At 70.1% G+C, this 15,665-nt stretch carries 14 protein-coding genes and 1 pseudogene; 9 read left to right on the forward strand and 6 right to left on the reverse strand.

Features of this window, described 5'->3' with window-relative positions:
* The first annotated feature begins 9 nt into the window (after positions 1-9).
* On the forward strand, positions 10-1,719 hold the full coding sequence (locus ACE1OA_RS34315) for an aldehyde dehydrogenase family protein (protein ID WP_432753963.1): 1,710 nt from the start codon (positions 10-12) through the stop codon (positions 1,717-1,719).
* A gap of 81 nt (positions 1,720-1,800) precedes the next feature.
* Positions 1,801-3,378, forward strand: a complete 1,578-nt coding sequence (locus tag ACE1OA_RS34320) for a long-chain-fatty-acid--CoA ligase (RefSeq protein WP_432753964.1) — start codon at positions 1,801-1,803, stop codon at positions 3,376-3,378.
* Between the two features lie 208 nt (positions 3,379-3,586).
* On the opposite strand, the gene ACE1OA_RS34325 is transcribed toward ACE1OA_RS34320, so the two are convergent.
* Positions 3,587-5,719 (reverse strand): SpoIIE family protein phosphatase, encoded by a 2,133-nt coding sequence (locus tag ACE1OA_RS34325; protein WP_432753965.1) that lies wholly within the window; start codon positions 5,717-5,719, stop codon positions 3,587-3,589.
* Positions 5,720-6,259: 540 nt separating this feature from the next.
* Between ACE1OA_RS34325 and ACE1OA_RS34330 the strand changes: the two genes are divergently transcribed.
* Together ACE1OA_RS34330 and gdhA are read left to right on the forward strand one after the other, a co-directional pair.
* Complete coding sequence (locus ACE1OA_RS34330) at positions 6,260-6,712, forward strand: phospholipase (RefSeq protein WP_356605964.1); 453 nt, start codon at positions 6,260-6,262, stop codon at positions 6,710-6,712.
* Positions 6,713-6,944: 232 nt separating this feature from the next.
* The gene (gene gdhA / locus ACE1OA_RS34335; protein WP_384873443.1) at positions 6,945-8,291 is read left to right on the forward strand and encodes an NADP-specific glutamate dehydrogenase; all 1,347 of its coding nucleotides are present in this window, start codon (positions 6,945-6,947) and stop codon (positions 8,289-8,291) included.
* 333 nt (positions 8,292-8,624) lie between these two features.
* Here gdhA and ACE1OA_RS34340 read toward each other — a convergent pair whose 3' ends face one another.
* Positions 8,625-8,969 (reverse strand): helix-turn-helix transcriptional regulator, encoded by a 345-nt coding sequence (locus tag ACE1OA_RS34340; RefSeq protein ID WP_432753966.1) that lies wholly within the window; start codon positions 8,967-8,969, stop codon positions 8,625-8,627.
* 122 nt (positions 8,970-9,091) lie between these two features.
* Here ACE1OA_RS34340 and ACE1OA_RS34345 point away from each other — a divergent pair, with 122 nt between their 5' ends.
* Both ACE1OA_RS34345 and ACE1OA_RS34350 read left to right on the forward strand, forming a co-directional pair.
* Positions 9,092-9,454 carry an STAS domain-containing protein gene (locus ACE1OA_RS34345; protein ID WP_356605970.1) on the forward strand — a complete coding sequence of 121 codons (363 nt, stop codon included), beginning with the start codon at positions 9,092-9,094 and terminating at the stop codon, positions 9,452-9,454.
* 214 nt (positions 9,455-9,668) lie between these two features.
* The gene (locus tag ACE1OA_RS34350; protein WP_432753967.1) at positions 9,669-10,403 is read left to right on the forward strand and encodes an SMI1/KNR4 family protein; all 735 of its coding nucleotides are present in this window, start codon (positions 9,669-9,671) and stop codon (positions 10,401-10,403) included.
* 4 nt (positions 10,404-10,407) lie between these two features.
* Here the strand turns inward: ACE1OA_RS34350 and ACE1OA_RS34355 are convergent.
* From ACE1OA_RS34355 to ACE1OA_RS34370, 4 genes and pseudogenes are all read right to left on the reverse strand, one after another.
* Positions 10,408-10,751 (reverse strand): annotated as a pseudogene (locus ACE1OA_RS34355) (helix-turn-helix domain-containing protein); the annotation flags it as partial.
* 113 nt (positions 10,752-10,864) lie between these two features.
* Positions 10,865-11,269, reverse strand: a complete 405-nt coding sequence (locus ACE1OA_RS34360; protein ID WP_356605971.1) for a hypothetical protein — start codon at positions 11,267-11,269, stop codon at positions 10,865-10,867.
* A gap of 661 nt (positions 11,270-11,930) precedes the next feature.
* A complete protein-coding gene (locus ACE1OA_RS34365; protein WP_432753968.1) occupies positions 11,931-12,329 on the reverse strand; it encodes a hypothetical protein in 399 nt (132 codons plus the stop codon).
* A gap of 217 nt (positions 12,330-12,546) precedes the next feature.
* Positions 12,547-12,981 carry an organic hydroperoxide resistance protein gene (locus ACE1OA_RS34370; RefSeq protein WP_432753969.1) on the reverse strand — a complete coding sequence of 145 codons (435 nt, stop codon included), beginning with the start codon at positions 12,979-12,981 and terminating at the stop codon, positions 12,547-12,549.
* 108 nt (positions 12,982-13,089) lie between these two features.
* Between ACE1OA_RS34370 and ACE1OA_RS34375 the strand changes: the two genes are divergently transcribed.
* Genes ACE1OA_RS34375 through ACE1OA_RS34385 form a run of 3 tightly spaced genes read left to right on the forward strand, consistent with a single transcriptional unit; the run spans position 13,090 to position 15,432 of the window.
* A complete protein-coding gene (locus ACE1OA_RS34375; protein WP_384873460.1) occupies positions 13,090-14,034 on the forward strand; it encodes an LLM class flavin-dependent oxidoreductase in 945 nt (314 codons plus the stop codon).
* Positions 14,031-14,753, forward strand: coding sequence for an esterase/lipase family protein (locus tag ACE1OA_RS34380; RefSeq protein WP_384873462.1), 723 nt, complete (start codon positions 14,031-14,033; stop codon positions 14,751-14,753). The genes ACE1OA_RS34375 and ACE1OA_RS34380 overlap by 4 nt, the downstream gene beginning before the upstream one ends.
* 4 nt (positions 14,754-14,757) lie before the next feature.
* On the forward strand, positions 14,758-15,432 hold the full coding sequence (locus ACE1OA_RS34385; RefSeq protein ID WP_384873465.1) for a winged helix-turn-helix transcriptional regulator: 675 nt from the start codon (positions 14,758-14,760) through the stop codon (positions 15,430-15,432).
* Positions 15,433-15,665 lie beyond the last annotated feature (233 nt).

Genomic DNA, 15,665 nt, shown 5'->3' on the forward strand with positions numbered 1-15,665 from the left:
GGGACGACGTTGAACACCAGCACCCTCGACACCTCCTTTCTCGACCGCACCGTGGCCGACGTACGCGGCAACGCCGAGTCCTGGTCCGCCACCCCGCTCACCGAACGCATCGCCCTCCTGGAGCGGTTGCAGCCGCGCGTCGTCGCACGTGCGGCCGAGATGGCCGCCGCGGGCAGCCAGGCGAAGGAGGTCGAACCGGACTCCCCCTGGGCGGCCGAGGACTGGACGGGCGGCCCCTGGGCCCTGGTCCAGAACGCCGCGGCGCTTCTGCATGTCCTTCGGCGGATCGCCGCGGGCAGGGACCCGCTGGACGGGAGGACCGTCCACGAGGAGGACGGCCGCACCCGCGTGGACGTCTTCCCCGCCACCGGCTGGGACACCCTGCTGCTCAACGGTTTCCGCGCCGAGGTGTGGATGCGCCCCGGCGTCACCGCGGAGCAGACGCGGGCGGGCGCCGCGGGAGAGTACCGGGGCAGGCAGGGAGACCCGGCCCTGGCCCTGGTGCTCGGCGCCGGCAATGTCGCCGCCATCACCGCGCTGGACATCCTGCACAAGCTCTACGCCGAGGGCCAGGTCGTCATCGCCAAGATGAACCCGGTCAACGCCTACCTGCGCCCCCACTTCGAGTACGTCTTCGCCGAGTTCGTCGAACGGGGCTGGGTGCGCTTCGTCGACGGCGGCCCGGCCGAAGGCGCCTATCTCACCCGTCACGAAGGCGTCGACACCATCCACGTCACCGGCAGCGACCGCACCCACGACGCCATCGTCTGGGGCACCGACGAGGACGCGGAGCAACGCCGCCGCGACGACCTCCCGCTGATCACCAAGCCCTTCAGCAGCGAACTCGGCGGCGTCAGCCCGTGCATCGTGGCGCCGGGCCCGTGGAGCGACGCCGACTTCCGCTTCCAGGCCGAGCACATCGTCACCAGCAAGATGAACAACTCCGGCCACAACTGCATCGCCAGCCAGATCCTTGTCCTGCCACGCGACTGGGACGGCACCGACCGGCTGCTCGACGAGGTCCGGCGGGTGCTGCGCGAACTGCCCCCGCGCACCGACTACTACCCCGGCGCCGCGGGCCGCCTCGCCGCGGTACGCGAGGCCCACCCGCAGGCGGAGACGCACGGCGACGACTGCCGGCTGCTCGTCCCCGACATCACCGACCACCACGACGACGTCCTCGTCACCGACGAGGTCTTCGGCAGCGCCCTGGGCGTCGTACGCCTGCCCGGCGCCGGCCCGGCCGAATTCCTGCGCCACGCGGTCGACTTCGCCAACGACACCCTGCCCGGCACCCTCGGCGCCACCCTGATCGTCCACCCGAAGACCGAGAAGGCCCACCGGGAGGCGGTGCGCACCGCCATCGCCGACCTGCGCTACGGCACCCTGGGCGTCAACTGCTGGTCGGGCGTCGGCTTCCTCCTCGGCTTCACCCCGTGGGGCGCCTTCCCCGGTCACACCCGGCAGGACATCGGCAGCGGCATCGGCTTCGTGCACAACGCGTTCATGCTCGAGGACATCGAGAAGACCGTGCTGCGCGCCCCCTTCACCCCCGCCCCCCGGGGCCTGGTCACGGGTGACCCGTCGCTGTCACCCCGCCCCCCGTACTTCGTGACCAACCGCACCGCGCTGACCACGGTGCAACGCCTCACCCGCTTCACGGCGGCGCCGAGCCTGACGAAACTGCCCGCACTCTTCGCCTCCGCGCTGCGGGGCTGACCCCCCGGCCGCCCGCGGTCCCGCCGGCCCCGTATCCGCCACGCCTTCGGCGCCCGCCGAAGCATCCCCAACGGAGACCTCATGCTCAATCTCGCCGCCCTGCTGGAGAACAGCGCCCGCATCGTGCCCGACCGCACGGCAGTCGTCCTGGGCACCCAGCGGCTCACCTACGCCGAGCTGGACACGGCCGCCCGCCAGGTGGCCAACCTGCTGCGCTCGCGCGGCATCCAGCCCGGTGACAAGGTCGCACTGTCGTGCCCGAACCTGCCCTGGTTCCCGATCGTCTACTACGGCATCCTCAAGGCCGGCGCGGTGGTCGTCCCGCTCAACGTGCTGCTCAAGGGACGCGAGATCGCGTACCACCTGGCCGACTCCGAGGCGAAGGCGTACTTCTGCTTCGAGGGCACCGCGGACCTCCCGATGGGGCAGGAGGGCTGGTCCGGCTTCGGTGAGACCGCCGGGTGCGAGAACTTCTTCCTGATGACCGCCGCCCCCACCGAGGTCTCCCCGATCGCGGGTGCCGAGACCCTGACCGCGGCGCTGGCCTCACGGAGCGCGGACTTCGAGACGGTGGCCACCGAGTCCGGCGACACCGCGCTCATCCTGTACACCTCCGGTACCACCGGCCGGCCAAAGGGCGCCGAGCTCACCCACTCCAACGTGATGCTGAACGTCCTGACCTGCCACAAGCTGTTCGGCGAGGTCGAGCACGACGTCCATCTGATCACCCTGCCGCTCTTCCACTCCTTCGGCCAGGTCGTGCAGATGAACGCCGGCATCGCCTCCCGGGCGACGCTCGTGCTGCTGCCACGCTTCGACGCCCGCTCGGCCCTCGCCCTGATGCAGCGTCATGCCGTCACCTTCTTCGCGGGTGTTCCCACGATGTACTGGGCCCTGCTCGAAGAGGAGGCGCACGATGTCGACCTGCCGCTGATCGCCAAGAACCTGCGGATGGCCGGGTCGGGAGCGTCGGCACTGCCGGTCGAGATCCACCGCCGGTTCCGTGAGCGTTTCGGGGTCACCATCATGGAGGGCTACGGCCTCTCGGAGACCAGCCCGGCGGCCACCTTCGTGCCGCCCGGCGAGGAGGTGCGTCCGGGCTCCATCGGACGCCCCGTCTGGGGTGTCGAGGTGGACCTGGTCGACAAGGACTGGACACCGGTCCAGGGCGCCGACGCGATCGGCGAGATCGTCATACGCGGCCACAACATCATGAAGGGTTACTACAACCGGCCCGAGGCGACCGCCGAGGTGATGCGCAACGGCTGGTTCCGCACCGGTGACCTGGCCCGCCGCGACGCCGACGGCTGGTTCTACATCGTCGACCGCGCCAAGGACATGATCATCCGCGGTGGGTTCAACGTGTACCCGCGCGAGATCGAGGAAGTGCTGCTCACCCACCCCGCCGTGAGCATGGCGGCCGTCATCGGTGTGCCGCACGACCGCCACGGCGAGGAGATCAAGGCGTGCGTGGTCCGCGCCCCGGGGTCGACGCTCACCGAGCAGGAGCTGATCGACTGGTGCAGAGACCAGATGGCGGGCTACAAGTACCCCCGCCTCGTGGAGTTCCGCAACGCCCTGCCCATGAACGCCACGGGCAAGATCCTCAAGCGCGAGCTGAGGGACGCGGAGGACCACGCGGTCGACGCGCCTCGATAGGCACGTGCATGCGTCCCCCGCGGACTCCTGCGCCGCGCGGTAGGTGTCCCAGGCCCGGCTCGATCGACGGTGAGTGTCCGTACTCGGGCCGCGGATGTCGGTCGGGCCGTCTGGCCCATCCGTCTCGCGGAGGACGGAGAGGGCAGTTCCGGCATCGTGGGGATCAGGGGCAGCGGGCAGGGCGAGCCGATGGAGCCCGCTCGGCCGGTCACGGCAGTTCCTGCTCGGTCCAGATGGTCTTGCCTCGGCGGCCGGGACGGGTGCCCCAGCGCTGGGCCATCTGTGCGATCAGGTAGAGGCCGCGGCCGCCCTCGTCGGTGTCCTCGGCGTGCCGCAGTTGCGGTGAGGTGCTGCTGGTGTCGGAGACCTCGCAGATGAGGGACCGGTCGCGGATCAGGCGCAGGGCGATCGGTCCGCGGGAGTAGCGGATGGCGTTGGTGACCAACTCGCTGACGATGAGTGAGGTGGTGTACTCGAGGTCGTCCAGGCCCCAGGTGTCGAGTTGGCCGGCGGCGAGGCTGCGTGCCTGCGACACGACCTCGGGTGCCGGGGGCAGTGTCCAGGAGGCGAGCCGGCCGGGGTCAAGGGCACGGGTTCTGGCGAGGAGGAGGACCGCGTCCTCCTGGCGGCTCTCCGGGGCCAAGAGGTCGAGCAGGGCGTCGCAGATGTGTTCCAGGGAGCTGCCGTCAGAAGCCAGGGCGGCGCGGATGAGGTCCAGTCGTTCCCCGCTTCGGTGGGGGGAACCGGTGGGGTCCAGGGCCGCGTTGTTGAGGACGACGAGGGTGCCTTCGGGCAGTTCCCGCTGGACGGTTCGGTAGGCGGGGCGGCCCTGTCCGAGGGGCGGTCCTTGGGGGATGTCGGCGAGTTGCACGGTGCCGTCGGGGAAGGCGAGGACCGGAGGCGGATGGCCCGCCCGGGCCATGCTGCACTGCCGGGTCGCCGGGTCGTAGACGACGTAGAGGCAGGTGGCGCCTACGGTTCGCCCGTCGGCGCCGTCATGCCGGGGCTGCTGGCTTCTGAGCCGGGTGACCAGTTCGTGCAGGCGCTCAAGGAGCTCGTCGGGCTGCAGGTCCAGGGCTGCAAGGGCTCCGATGGCGGCCCGGATTTCGCCCATGGCCGCCGCGGCACGAATTCCGCGGCCGGGGATGTCGCCGGCGGCCAGGGCGATGCGGGCGCCGGACAGGGGGATCACGTCGAACCAGTCGCCGCTGGGGCCGGAGGGGCGGTACCTGTGTGCGGTCTCCACCGCGGTGTGCGCAGGTACCTCGGGCGGCCGCAGACTGAGCTGGAGGAGCTGACCGGCGGAGTGTTCGCGGCCGTACAGCCGGGCGTTGTCCAGGCAGACCGCGGTACGTGCGGCCAGCTGGACGGCGAGCGCCAGGTCGTCGTCCTCGTACGCCTCCGGGCACTGCGCCCGGTAGAAGCAGACCAGGCCCAGCACCACGCCCCGCGCGGACAGGGGAACCACCATCATCGAGTGCACCCCGGCCCTGCGCAGCGCGCGGGCCCGGACAGGGTCCTGGGCGAGCCACCCGGTGTCCGCGTCCAGCCGTTCCATCAGCCGGGGCCGAAGGTCGGCCACGCTGCGGCGGTACGGCGTGTCCGCGGGGAACACGTTCGCTTCCCCCACGGGGGGTGTACTCGGCTCTTCGGTGTCATCGAGCGCACGCCAGGCCGCCCGTCGCAGGGGGAGGCTCTCGACGTGCCGCCCGGGTGCCGGCGCCTCGCCGCGCAGGACCAGGTCGAGAAGGTCCACCGTCACGATGTCGGCCAGCTCCGGGACCGCGAGGTCCGCCAGGTCCTGCGCCGTGCGGAAGAGATCCAGGGTGTGGCCGATACGGGCCGCGGCCCGGTCCAGCAGGGCGAGTCGCTCCTGGGCCCGGTAACGTTCTGTGACGTCGACGATCGCGCCCGCCACCCCCAGGGGACGCCCGTGCGGGTCCTCCAGCCGGTACCACGACACCGATGCCCTGACCCGGGTATACGGCTCGTGCCGGGAACGCACCGTCACCAGCACATCGCGCATCGGCTTGCCGGTGTCCAGCACCCCGCGGACCACGTTCTCGATGGCGTCCGCCTCCGCGACGTCAAGACCCCGGAGCACGTCGATGAGCCTGCGTCCGAGGAATTCCTCGAGTGGGAACGCGCGAATATGCCGGGCCGCGGAGTTGTACCGGACCAACCGCAGCTCGGTATCAAGGACATGCAGACCGACCTGGGCTTCGGAGAACAGGGCCGCGAGGACCGCATCGTCGACGTCTCGGTCGGTCCGACCCGACGCACTCGACGTACCCGATGCACTCGACTTGTCCTGCGGAGTGTTCACGGTGTCCGATCCCACCCGCTCGCGGACGGAACCCGGACCGGGATCGTGGCCAGGCCGACCGAGATGGCTGCGGACCAGACAGTGCGGCGCATGATGAACCTCCCTGCGGAGCCTCGAACGTCAGCCTACCGGGGGCGGCCGAACGCGGCACGTGGGCCGAGGAGCCGCCGACGCGTCGTGGACGTTGCTGCCGGACCGCCGGCGGCGCGCTGCTCGTCCTGGCCGCGCCGGCTGTCCGCGGGGGATCTCATGTCGCCGTTGCTGTGGCCACCAAGGCCACGCGCGAACTCGCCGAGACGGGCCGAAGCGGCAGCCCGATGCGCCCGAGGCGGTGGGGGACCCCCGGGCTGGACGGCCCTTCGGCCTCGACCTCCGTCCACGACCGATCCTGGGGTCTGTCCGCTCCGCCCCGGTCCGTTTGCCTGCGGGCCGGTCCCGCAGCTGACTCTCGCGAAAGCCGACACGCCAAGGTCTATACAAACGCTGTTGCCCCGTCAATCATCTTGTCATGTACCTGCGGCTCGTCGGTGGGCCGCAGTCTCATGGAGGTGTGGGATGCACCAAAGACTTTCCATCGGCTTGTCCGCCTCGGCCCTTGCCCTGGTCACCACCGTCGCCACCGCCACTGTCGCCACGGCCGCCCCTGCCGACAAGCCCCAGGTGCTCTCCAGTTGGACGCAGACGAGCGCGTCGAGCTACAACCAATGGGCCGCCGCCCGAGCCAACCAGGGTGCCTGGTCCGCCTACGCCTTCGACTGGTCGACCGACTACTGCTCCACCTCGCCGGACAACCCCCTCGGCTTCCCCTTCTCGATGTCGTGCGCCCGACACGACTTCGCCTACCGCAACTACAAGGCCGCCGGCACCTTCAGCGCCAACAAGTCCCGTCTGGACAGCGCCCTGTACGAGGACCTCAAGCGCGTGTGCCTCAACTACAGCGGCGCCACGAAGACGACGTGCAACAGCACGGCCTGGACCTACTACCAGGCGGTCAAAGCCTTCGGCTGATCGACGGTGCCGCGCCGCCACGCCACGGCCCGCACCCTCCCACGCGCACCCCTACCTCTCAGCCGCACGGCTTTCCTCCCCGACCTCGTCCCCACGCATGCGCGCGCCGTGCGGTCTGGACGGCGGATCGGATGTCTGATCGGCTCAGCCCGAAGAAGTCCGGATCGGCGACGCCCGGAGCGCACACCGTCGGGTCGAACGGATCCTGAGCCGAGGAAAGTGGGACACAGCGGTGAACGTGAGCGAACACATCGATGCCGTGTATGCGGAGGTCTGCCGGCGGAACCCGGGGGAGGCCGAGTTCCACCAGGCGGCTGCCGAGGTGCTGGAGTCCCTCGCCCCCGCCCTCGACCGGCACCCCGAGTACGTCGAAACCGGGATCGTGGAACGGCTGGTCGAGCCGGAACGGCAGCTGATCTTCCGGGTGCCGTGGGTCGACGACCGAGGCGCCGTCCGCGTCAACCGCGGATTCCGCGTGGAGTTCAGCAGCACCCTCGGACCGTACAAGGGAGGGCTGCGGTTCCACCCGAGCGTCAATCTCGGGATCGTGAAGTTCCTGGGGTTCGAACAGATCTTCAAGAACGCGCTCACCGGAATGGCGATCGGCGGCGGCAAGGGCGGCGCGGACTTCGACCCCAAGGGCCGTTCGGACGGCGAGGTCATGCGATTCTGTCAGTCCTTCATGACCGAGCTCTACCGTCACCTGGGAGAGCACACCGACGTACCGGCAGGTGACATCGGGGTGGGCGGTCGTGAGATCGGCTACCTCTTCGGGCAGTACAAGCGGATCACCAACCGGTACGAGTCCGGCGTTCTCACCGGAAAGCCGGTGGGGTGGGGCGGCTCCCACGCCCGTACCGAGGCCACGGGCTACGGGGCGGTCTACTTCGCCCAGGAGATGCTTGCCACGCGCGGCGACGGCTTCGACGGGCGACGCGTGGTGGTCTCGGGATCCGGGAACGTGGCGCTGTACGCGGTGGAGAAGGTTCATGCCCTGGGCGGCCGCGTGGTGGCCTGCAGCGACTCGTCCGGGTACCTCGTCGACGAGGACGGCATCGACCTGGACCTGCTGAAGGACGTCAAGGAGGTGCAGCGGGCCCGGATCTCCGCCTACGTGGACGCGAAGCCGTCCGCGCGGTTCTCGGCCCGTGGCACGGTGTTCGACATTCCGTGTGACGTCGCACTGCCGTGCGCGACTCAGAACGAGTTGGGTCGTGAGGACGCTGTGGCGCTGGTCAAGAACGGGGTACGCGCGGTGGCGGAGGGCGCGAACATGCCCTGCACGCCCGAGGCGGTGGCGGTGTTCCGTGAGGCGGGGGTCCTCTTCGGCCCCGGAAAGGCCGCCAACGCGGGTGGCGTGGCCACGTCGGCGCTCGAGATGCAGCAGAACGCCGCTCGTGACAGCTGGTCCTTCGAGCAGACCGAGTCCCGGCTGGCCGAGGTCATGCGCGACATCCACGGTCAATGCCGTACCACCGCCGAGGCGTACGGCGGCAACCCGGACGACTACGTGCTCGGCGCCAACGCGGCCGGGTTCCTGAGGGTCGCCGAGGCCATGACGGCACAGGGCGTCATCTGAGGCCACGTCATTCGGCTTGCCCCGGGAGCTCCGCCTCGGGGCAAGCCGATGTGACCCCGGACGCGGTCACAGCTGCCTCGGGACCGATCCCGTCGTGGCAGCCGTCGACGACCTCACAGCCGGTACGCGGTCTCGACCGAGCGGCCCCGGAGCGCGCGCTCGCCCGTCTGCCTGGCCCGATCGCCAACGTCGTCGCGTGGGGCCCCTGCTCGCCCTCGACGGTGTTCCTGGCCGCCGCCTCAGGCGCCCACCGCCCGCTACGGGACAACGGTCCGTGCGCCCCGGGACGTGCGCGTTCCGGTCCGCGTTCGCGCACCACCGTGGCCGAGCGGGCTACCGTGCGTTCGTCAGCGCCTGTGGGGTGGCATCGTCGGTCGACCCTTCGGTGAAGAGAGCGATCAGACCTGCGACGTCGTGGTCAGCCTCAGCAGGGTGTCGGAACGGCGTGTTCAGCGCGAGGGCGTAGTGATTGCGTCGGCCGTCCTCCGCCCGCGTGCGCGTGAGGTAGCCGGCTTCTTCGAGATCGGCCACGATCGCCTGCACGGTGCGCTCGGTGACGCCGCAGGTCAGGGCCACATCACGCAGGCGGACGCTGGGATCGCGGGAGATCGCCAGCAGCACCCGGGCGTGGTTGGTCAGAAAGGTCCACTTCGGCACGTCGCCTGCTCCCTCACCCATACATGCATCATGCCTCCTGTCATCTCGCGTAGCCAATTGCGCGAACTAGATTTCGTGTAATCGGCTACCTATGATGGAAGCAGAGGGTTTCTGCGGCTCCGCAACTTCAGGGGGTAGGTTCCATGGCTTCTGTTGCGCACCCCGTGCCACAGGCCGGCACGCGGTCGACGGACTCGACAGTCACGGTGGTCGCAGTTCCTGGCTCGGCGCACACTCGGGTCCGCATCGCTGGAGAGGTCGATCTCGACAGCGCAGGCCACCTCAGGGCGACCCTCATGCGCGCCATGGCCACGTCACCCGACCGAGCTGGCCTCGCTCTCGACATGTCTGCCGTCACCTTCTGCGACTCCATCGGCCTCAACACTCTTCTGCGTCTGCGCCTGCAGGCTCTCGACGAAGGCCGCACCCTGACCATCACCGACGCCAGTCCCCAGGTCGCCCGCCTCCTCGAGGTGACAGGGTCTGCCGGCCTGTTCACGCCATGACGCCAGGGCCGCTGTCCATGTTCGGGTGCGCGTCGCGCAGGGCGCTCATGTGGGCCCTGGCGCGACGGCATCGAGTGGTGCGATGTGGCCACCTGAGGGCGGCACACGGAATCTGACGTTGCCTGCCTGCAGCCCGGTACCGGCGGGGTGGAGGTGCGCCGGCCCGCTTTGTCATCAGTGAGCGTTTTCAGCTTCGCCACCCCAGGGTGACGCCGTGGGGCCGATCCTGCGCTTCGGGGCGGAAGATGATCGCGGGGAGGGATGGAACACACGCTCGAAGTACCATCCCTGCAAGGTTCTCCGGCCGGTACTTCTCAACCTCGCCAGTGGCGTGGTCGGACGGAGACATCCCTGTAGAGAGGCCAAAGGGCAGAGGACGATGAGTGTGGCGGAGAGTTGGTCGCGTGTGATGAGTCTTCTTCGGGAGCACGCGCCGGCCGATCACGCGGATCTGCCCGGGCCCGCTACGGAACAGATGCTCGCGGCAGCCGAGGAACGGATGGGGATCTCCCTGCATGGGGACCTGCGGACGTGGCTGTTGCAGAACAATCTGGATCTGCCGGAGGAAGACGTCGACGACGACGTGATGTGCTGCGGATTCGACGGGTTCCCCGACGAGGGAAGCTTCTTTCTGGGTATCCGGGCGATGGAGAGGCTTTACGCGAACCGCGCCACGTCCTGTGGATTCGACCCTCCGGACCAGCCGGACTACCCGTTCTGGCGCAACGAGTGGATCCCGTTCCTGTCGGACCAGGACGGCTGGATGGGAAAGTTCCTCGATGTGCGGGACGGGCGCGTCGGCAGCTGGTTCGTGGGTGGCCCCACGGTTACGGGCGAGTACGAGTCGATGGCCCGGTATTTCGACTCCGTGGCGGAGACGCTGACGAGGATCGCCGATGGAAGCTCCCCGGTCTGTCGGTTCACCGAAGGTCGACTTGTCTGGTCGTGAGCCGGTCGACCCGGCTGTCACCGACCGGTCGCACTCGGCGAGCGTCCCGTCGAGCAGGACGTGATCAGGATCCGTCTCGCGCAGGACCCCCGCAGCAGACCGGGTGCCCGGTGGGGCGGGTGGCCGACGGCGGCCGTGACGTAGGCGTGGGCGGTCCCGATGGATATCCCGGAGCCGACGGCGGTCTCCGCGAGCGTGTCGTGCCGACGCAGGTAGGTCAGGCCGACGAGGGCGCGCTGGTGGGGCCGGGAGCTTGCATCGGCGGTCACCTTCACGGGTGACGATGAGCATCGATACCCACTCGACCAGAGCATGGGGCAGGTCGAGTGCGGCAGGACGGGGAACCAGCGAGGCTCCTGTGCTGTTGAGTTGCGACGGCGAGCATCTCTCTCCACGCACGGGAGCCTCGTGAGTTGCGGAGCGCCGGCCCGCCACCCGATCAGTGGCCGCTCTGAAAGAGCTCAGTCGGTACGGCCGGGCGACTGCGCGCGCAGCAGCGCAGAGAGGGCAGCGGCGCATTCGAGGGGGTCGACCGGTGAGGTGAGGGTGTGGTCGGCAAGGCTCCAGCCGGCGAGCCAGGCGTCCTGCGGGCGGGCGATGAGCAGGAGGACGGGCGGGCACTGGAAGACCTCGTTCTTGATCTGTCGGCACACTCCCATGCCGCCTGCGGGCGTGGCCTCGCCGTCCAGTACGCAGGCGTCTACGTGGTTGCTGTCGAGGGTCTGGAGCACGGCGGGCAGCGTCGCGCATTCGTGCCACGTGATCGGCGGGAGGTCGGCCGCGGGTCTGCTGCCGAGCGCGCGGCGCACCTCCGCGCGGGTGTTCGCGTTACTGCTGTAGATGAGGACCGAGACGCGCGATCGCATCGTTCTCCTCAGTGGAAGCCGGTCATGGAAGCCGGTCAGTGGAAGAGGGGCGACGGGAGGCGCGAGGAGCGCTTCCCGGGTTTGGGCGCGAGCCTCGGTGGCCCGGCGAGGCCCAATTCTTTCAAACCATTACGTATTCAATCATTATATTTGGGGTATATCGGAATGTTCGGCGCTAGACGGTCGTCCTGTGCCGGGCGGAGTGCGCGACCGCATCACTCGGGCGGTGAGAATTCCGATGACTCAATGCAAGATCCCCGATTACCGGACCGGCCACCGAGGCCGTCACTGGACGCATGCTTTGCGCTGCGCGGAGAAGTCAGGAGCCGTGATCGTCACCGACGACACAGAAGAACCTGTCACCTATGCCCACCAGCAATCCGGCCCGGGCCGCTTCCGGCCCTGGCAGACAGAAGCCGGTGCTCGATACGACAGTCACGATGTCCACCCTGAGTGGTGACGCGACGGCCTGCGGCGGACCGGCTGCCCCAGGCGGCCGTGCGACGAGCGTGCACACTCGGTCGTGCCGACCATCGCGTGCCTGATCGTCCCGTCCGGTGCCTCCCCGGCGGTCCCAGTTGCGTGGGTTGATGTCCCTGCCTGCCTGCCTGCCTGCCTGCCTGCCGCCCCGGCCTCGGCTCGCTGCCGGCCGGTCCGGGTTTCAGGTCACCATCTGGTAGATCGCCAGCGCCAGGGGGAGGAGGATCGGGGCCAGGAGGACCGCGCAGGTGAGGCGGAGTCGGAGTCTGCTCCAGTTCTCGGCGCGGCGGCCGTCGGGGGTGTCGGTGCGCCAGACCGTCGGGATGTCGATGCGGCCTTCGGTGATGGCGGTTGCGGCCCTCCGCACGTCTTCGGGGTGGTAGTGGTAGTAGGTGGGTGCGGCCCCGTACGTGCCTCGGCTTTCGCCGCCGTACTGGCGGACGCGGACGTCGGCACGGCGGGCGGCGCTCGGGAGCCAGTCCTTACGGACCGGCCACAGCTCGGCGACTTTGTGGCCGGACAGCCAGGGCTCCTCCTTGCGCGCAGGCTCGGGTGCTCCGGCATCGGGTGTTCGCGGCATGTCTCCCCCTCGATGCAGCAAGCCTCCAGTACACACCCGCTGCCCGTATGCCGACAGAGCCCATGCGGCGCTGCCATGGCCATCGATCGGTGCGGCCCTTCGGGTCGTCAGGCGGCGCCCGACGCCGGGCGGGAGACGGGTGCGTACGGTTCTGGCCTCGCGGCAGGCGGCGCCCCTGGAGGAGACCCACGTTCGTAGCGGCGCACGCCGGCAGCGGTCACGGCCGGATTCTGGTGCCGCCGACGCGCAGGGTGACGTCGATGTTGTCGCGGGTGGCGTTGGAGTAGGGGCAGATCCGGTGTGCGGTCCTGACCAGTTCCACCGCCTGTTCGGCGGGGAGCGAGGGCAGCGAGATGTTCAGCTCGACGGAGAGCGCGAAGCCCCCGGCGCCGTTCGGGAGCAGGGAGACCGACGCTTCGATCTCCGCGTCCTCGGCCGTGGCTCCGGCGCGCTCTCCGACCAGTGCGAGGGTGGTGCCGAAGCAGGCGGCGTATCCGATCGCGAAGAGCTGCTCGGGGTTGGCTCCCGTGCCGTCGCCGCCCAGTTCCTTCGGCTGTCGTAGATCCAGCGCGAGCTGTCCGTCGGCGGTGCGCCCGTGACCGTTCCTGCCTCCGGTGACGTGGGCCTGTGCCGTGTAGAGCGCCTTGGTCATGATGGAACTCTCCTCTCGGTTACCTGAATTGGAAGTCTGCACTTCAAAATCAAGAAGTCAAGAGCTAGGGTTGGCGACCAGGAAGTTCCACGGCCGCCGGGAGGGGCGATGACACGGCTGGAGATCGGCTACCTGTTGCCGACGCGTGATCAGACCGTCCGGGCAGAGCACGAGTTGGGGCGCCTGGTCGCCCAGGCCCGGCGGGCCGAGCAACTCGGCCTCGATTCCTTGTGGGCCGGCGACAGCCCCGTCACACGGCCGCGAGCGGACCCGCTGCTGCTCCTGGCCGCCGCGGCGCGGGCCACCGAACGGATCACGCTCGGCACGGCGGTGCTGCTGCCGGCCCTGCGTCACCCGATCCTGCTCGCGCACCAACTGGCCACCCTCGACCGGCTCTCCCGAGGGCGACTCGTCGCCGGCTTGGGCGGGGGCTTCCCGAACGAGGCCACGCGTGCCCAGTTCACGGCCCTCGGCATCCCGTACGCCCGCCGCCTCGACCGCCTGGAGGAGTCGATCCACGTCATGCGGCGACTGTGGTCGGGGGCACCGGTGTCCCATCAGGGCGAGCACTTCGCCTTCACCGACGTACGGATCGCGCCGCCGCCGACCCGCCCGGGAGGGCCGTCGGTCTGGCTGGCCGGTGGCGGCCGAACGGCGCTGCGACGCGTGGCCCGTCTCGCCGACGGATGGCTTCCCTACCCGCCCGCAGCGACGACGTACGCGGCGGAACTCCGCACCATCGGGCAGTCCGCACCCGCCCGCCCGGTCACTCCCGCCCTGTACATGACGCTCTGTCTGGACCGGGACCCGGAACGGGCCCGCCATCGCCTGCGGAGCAGCGTCGAGCGCTACTACGACGCCCCGCCCGAACGCGTCGCCGCGGTGCAGTGCCTCTTCGCCGGCACCGCCCGCCAGGCCGCCGACCACCTCACCGGCTATGTCCAGGCCGGCGCCCGGCACCTGGTGATCCGCCTGGCCACCGACGACCACGAGGCGGGCTTGGAGGAGTTCGCCGACCAGCTGCTGCCCCTGCTGCGCGAGGAGACCCGATGACCACCACATACGTACTCGTCCACGGCGCCTGGCACGGCCCCTGGGCCTGGGACCGCGTCGTCCCCCTGCTGCACGCCGCCGGCGCCCGCACCACCACCCCGGACCTCGGCACGCCTGGCGACCGCGGGCTGCACGACCACGCCCGGACGGTCGCCGCGGCCCTCGACGCGGTCCGGGACGACGACGAAGTCGTCCTGGTCGGCCACAGTTACGCAGGCCTGGTCGTCCGAGAAGCAGCGGACACGGCGCGTCGGACCGTCGACCACATCGTCCTCGTGGACGGCTGGGCAGGACCCGACGGCGCCGGTCTGCTAGCCCTGGCCCCCGAGGTCTTCGCCGGCGCGATGCGCGCGGTCGCCGCGGCTTCGCCCGACGGACTCCTGATCCCGGCCCCGCCCCCGGCCGCCTTCGGCATCGTCGACCCCGACGACGCGGCCTGGCTGGCCGGACGCCTGGTTCCCCAGCCGTTGCGTACCTTCACCGAGACCACCCGGCTGACCGGGCGCGTCGACGCGATACCCGGCACGGCCGTCCACTGCCGCCCGTCGACCTTTGCGTTCGACCGCTTCGGCGCGGCCCTCGGCTACCGGGCCCGCGCGCTCGACGGCCCGCACGACGTCATGCTGACCGATCCCGAGCCGCTCGCCCGGCTCTTGCTGGACGTCCGCCGACCCAGAAACCCGGCGATTCAGAAACAAGAAGCGCGAAGTCTAGAATGAGGACGTGGAGCAGCGAACGTACAACCAGTACTGCGCGACCGCGCGCACCCTCGACCTCGTCGGCGATCGCTGGACCCTGCTGCTGATCCGCGAACTGCTCACCGGGCCCAAACGCTACGGCGACCTCCAGACCAGCCTGCGCGGCCTCGGCACCGGATTGCTCGCAGCCCGGCTCAAGCACCTCGAACGCGAAGGTCTCGTCCACAAGATCACGCTCCCGCCGCCCGCCCGGACCCCCGCCTACGCCCTCACCGAGGCGGGACAGGAACTCGGTCCCGCCGTGCTGTCCCTGGCCCGTTGGGGAATGAAGTGGGCCATGGGCGAACGGCGGGAGACCGAAACCTTCCACCCCGGCTGGGCGGTCCTCGGGCTCCGTGCCTGCTTCGAGGCGAAGGCCGCAGCCGGACTCCGCGCCGTGTACGAGTTCCGGGTCGGCGACGAGGTCTTCCACGCCCGGATCGACGACGGGACGATCGAGGCGTTGCACGGCCCCGCCCAGCACCCGGACGCGACGATCGCCATGAGCGAAGACGTATTCATCGGTGTGACCGGCCAGAAGCAGACCCTCGCCGAGGCGATCGCGACGGGGGCCGCCACGGCGAGCGGCGACACCGAGGCCCTGCGCCGACTGAACGGACTCTTCCGGCTCCCTTCTCCCCGCTCCCGTTCGGTGGACTGACCTCGTCACCGCGTGCGCGACAGACGCCCTGACGGGCGTGCTCACCGGAGTCCTCGCCCAGGTGCCGAGGTGATCAGCCCCTCTGCCGCTGGGCCGGGAACGACCGGCGTACGACCGGGGCTTGGGCCGGAAGGCCAAGGCCGCCCCCGCGCTTACCCACGGCCATGCGCCGCACTCGGTACGGACAGCGGCGGCCGGTCCGGACCGGCTCGATCGGAGGGGGCCCGGATGCG

Origin of the sequence: Streptomyces sp. JL2001, from assembly GCF_050917515.1 — a bacterium.
Lineage (GTDB): Bacteria > Actinomycetota > Actinomycetes > Streptomycetales > Streptomycetaceae > Streptomyces.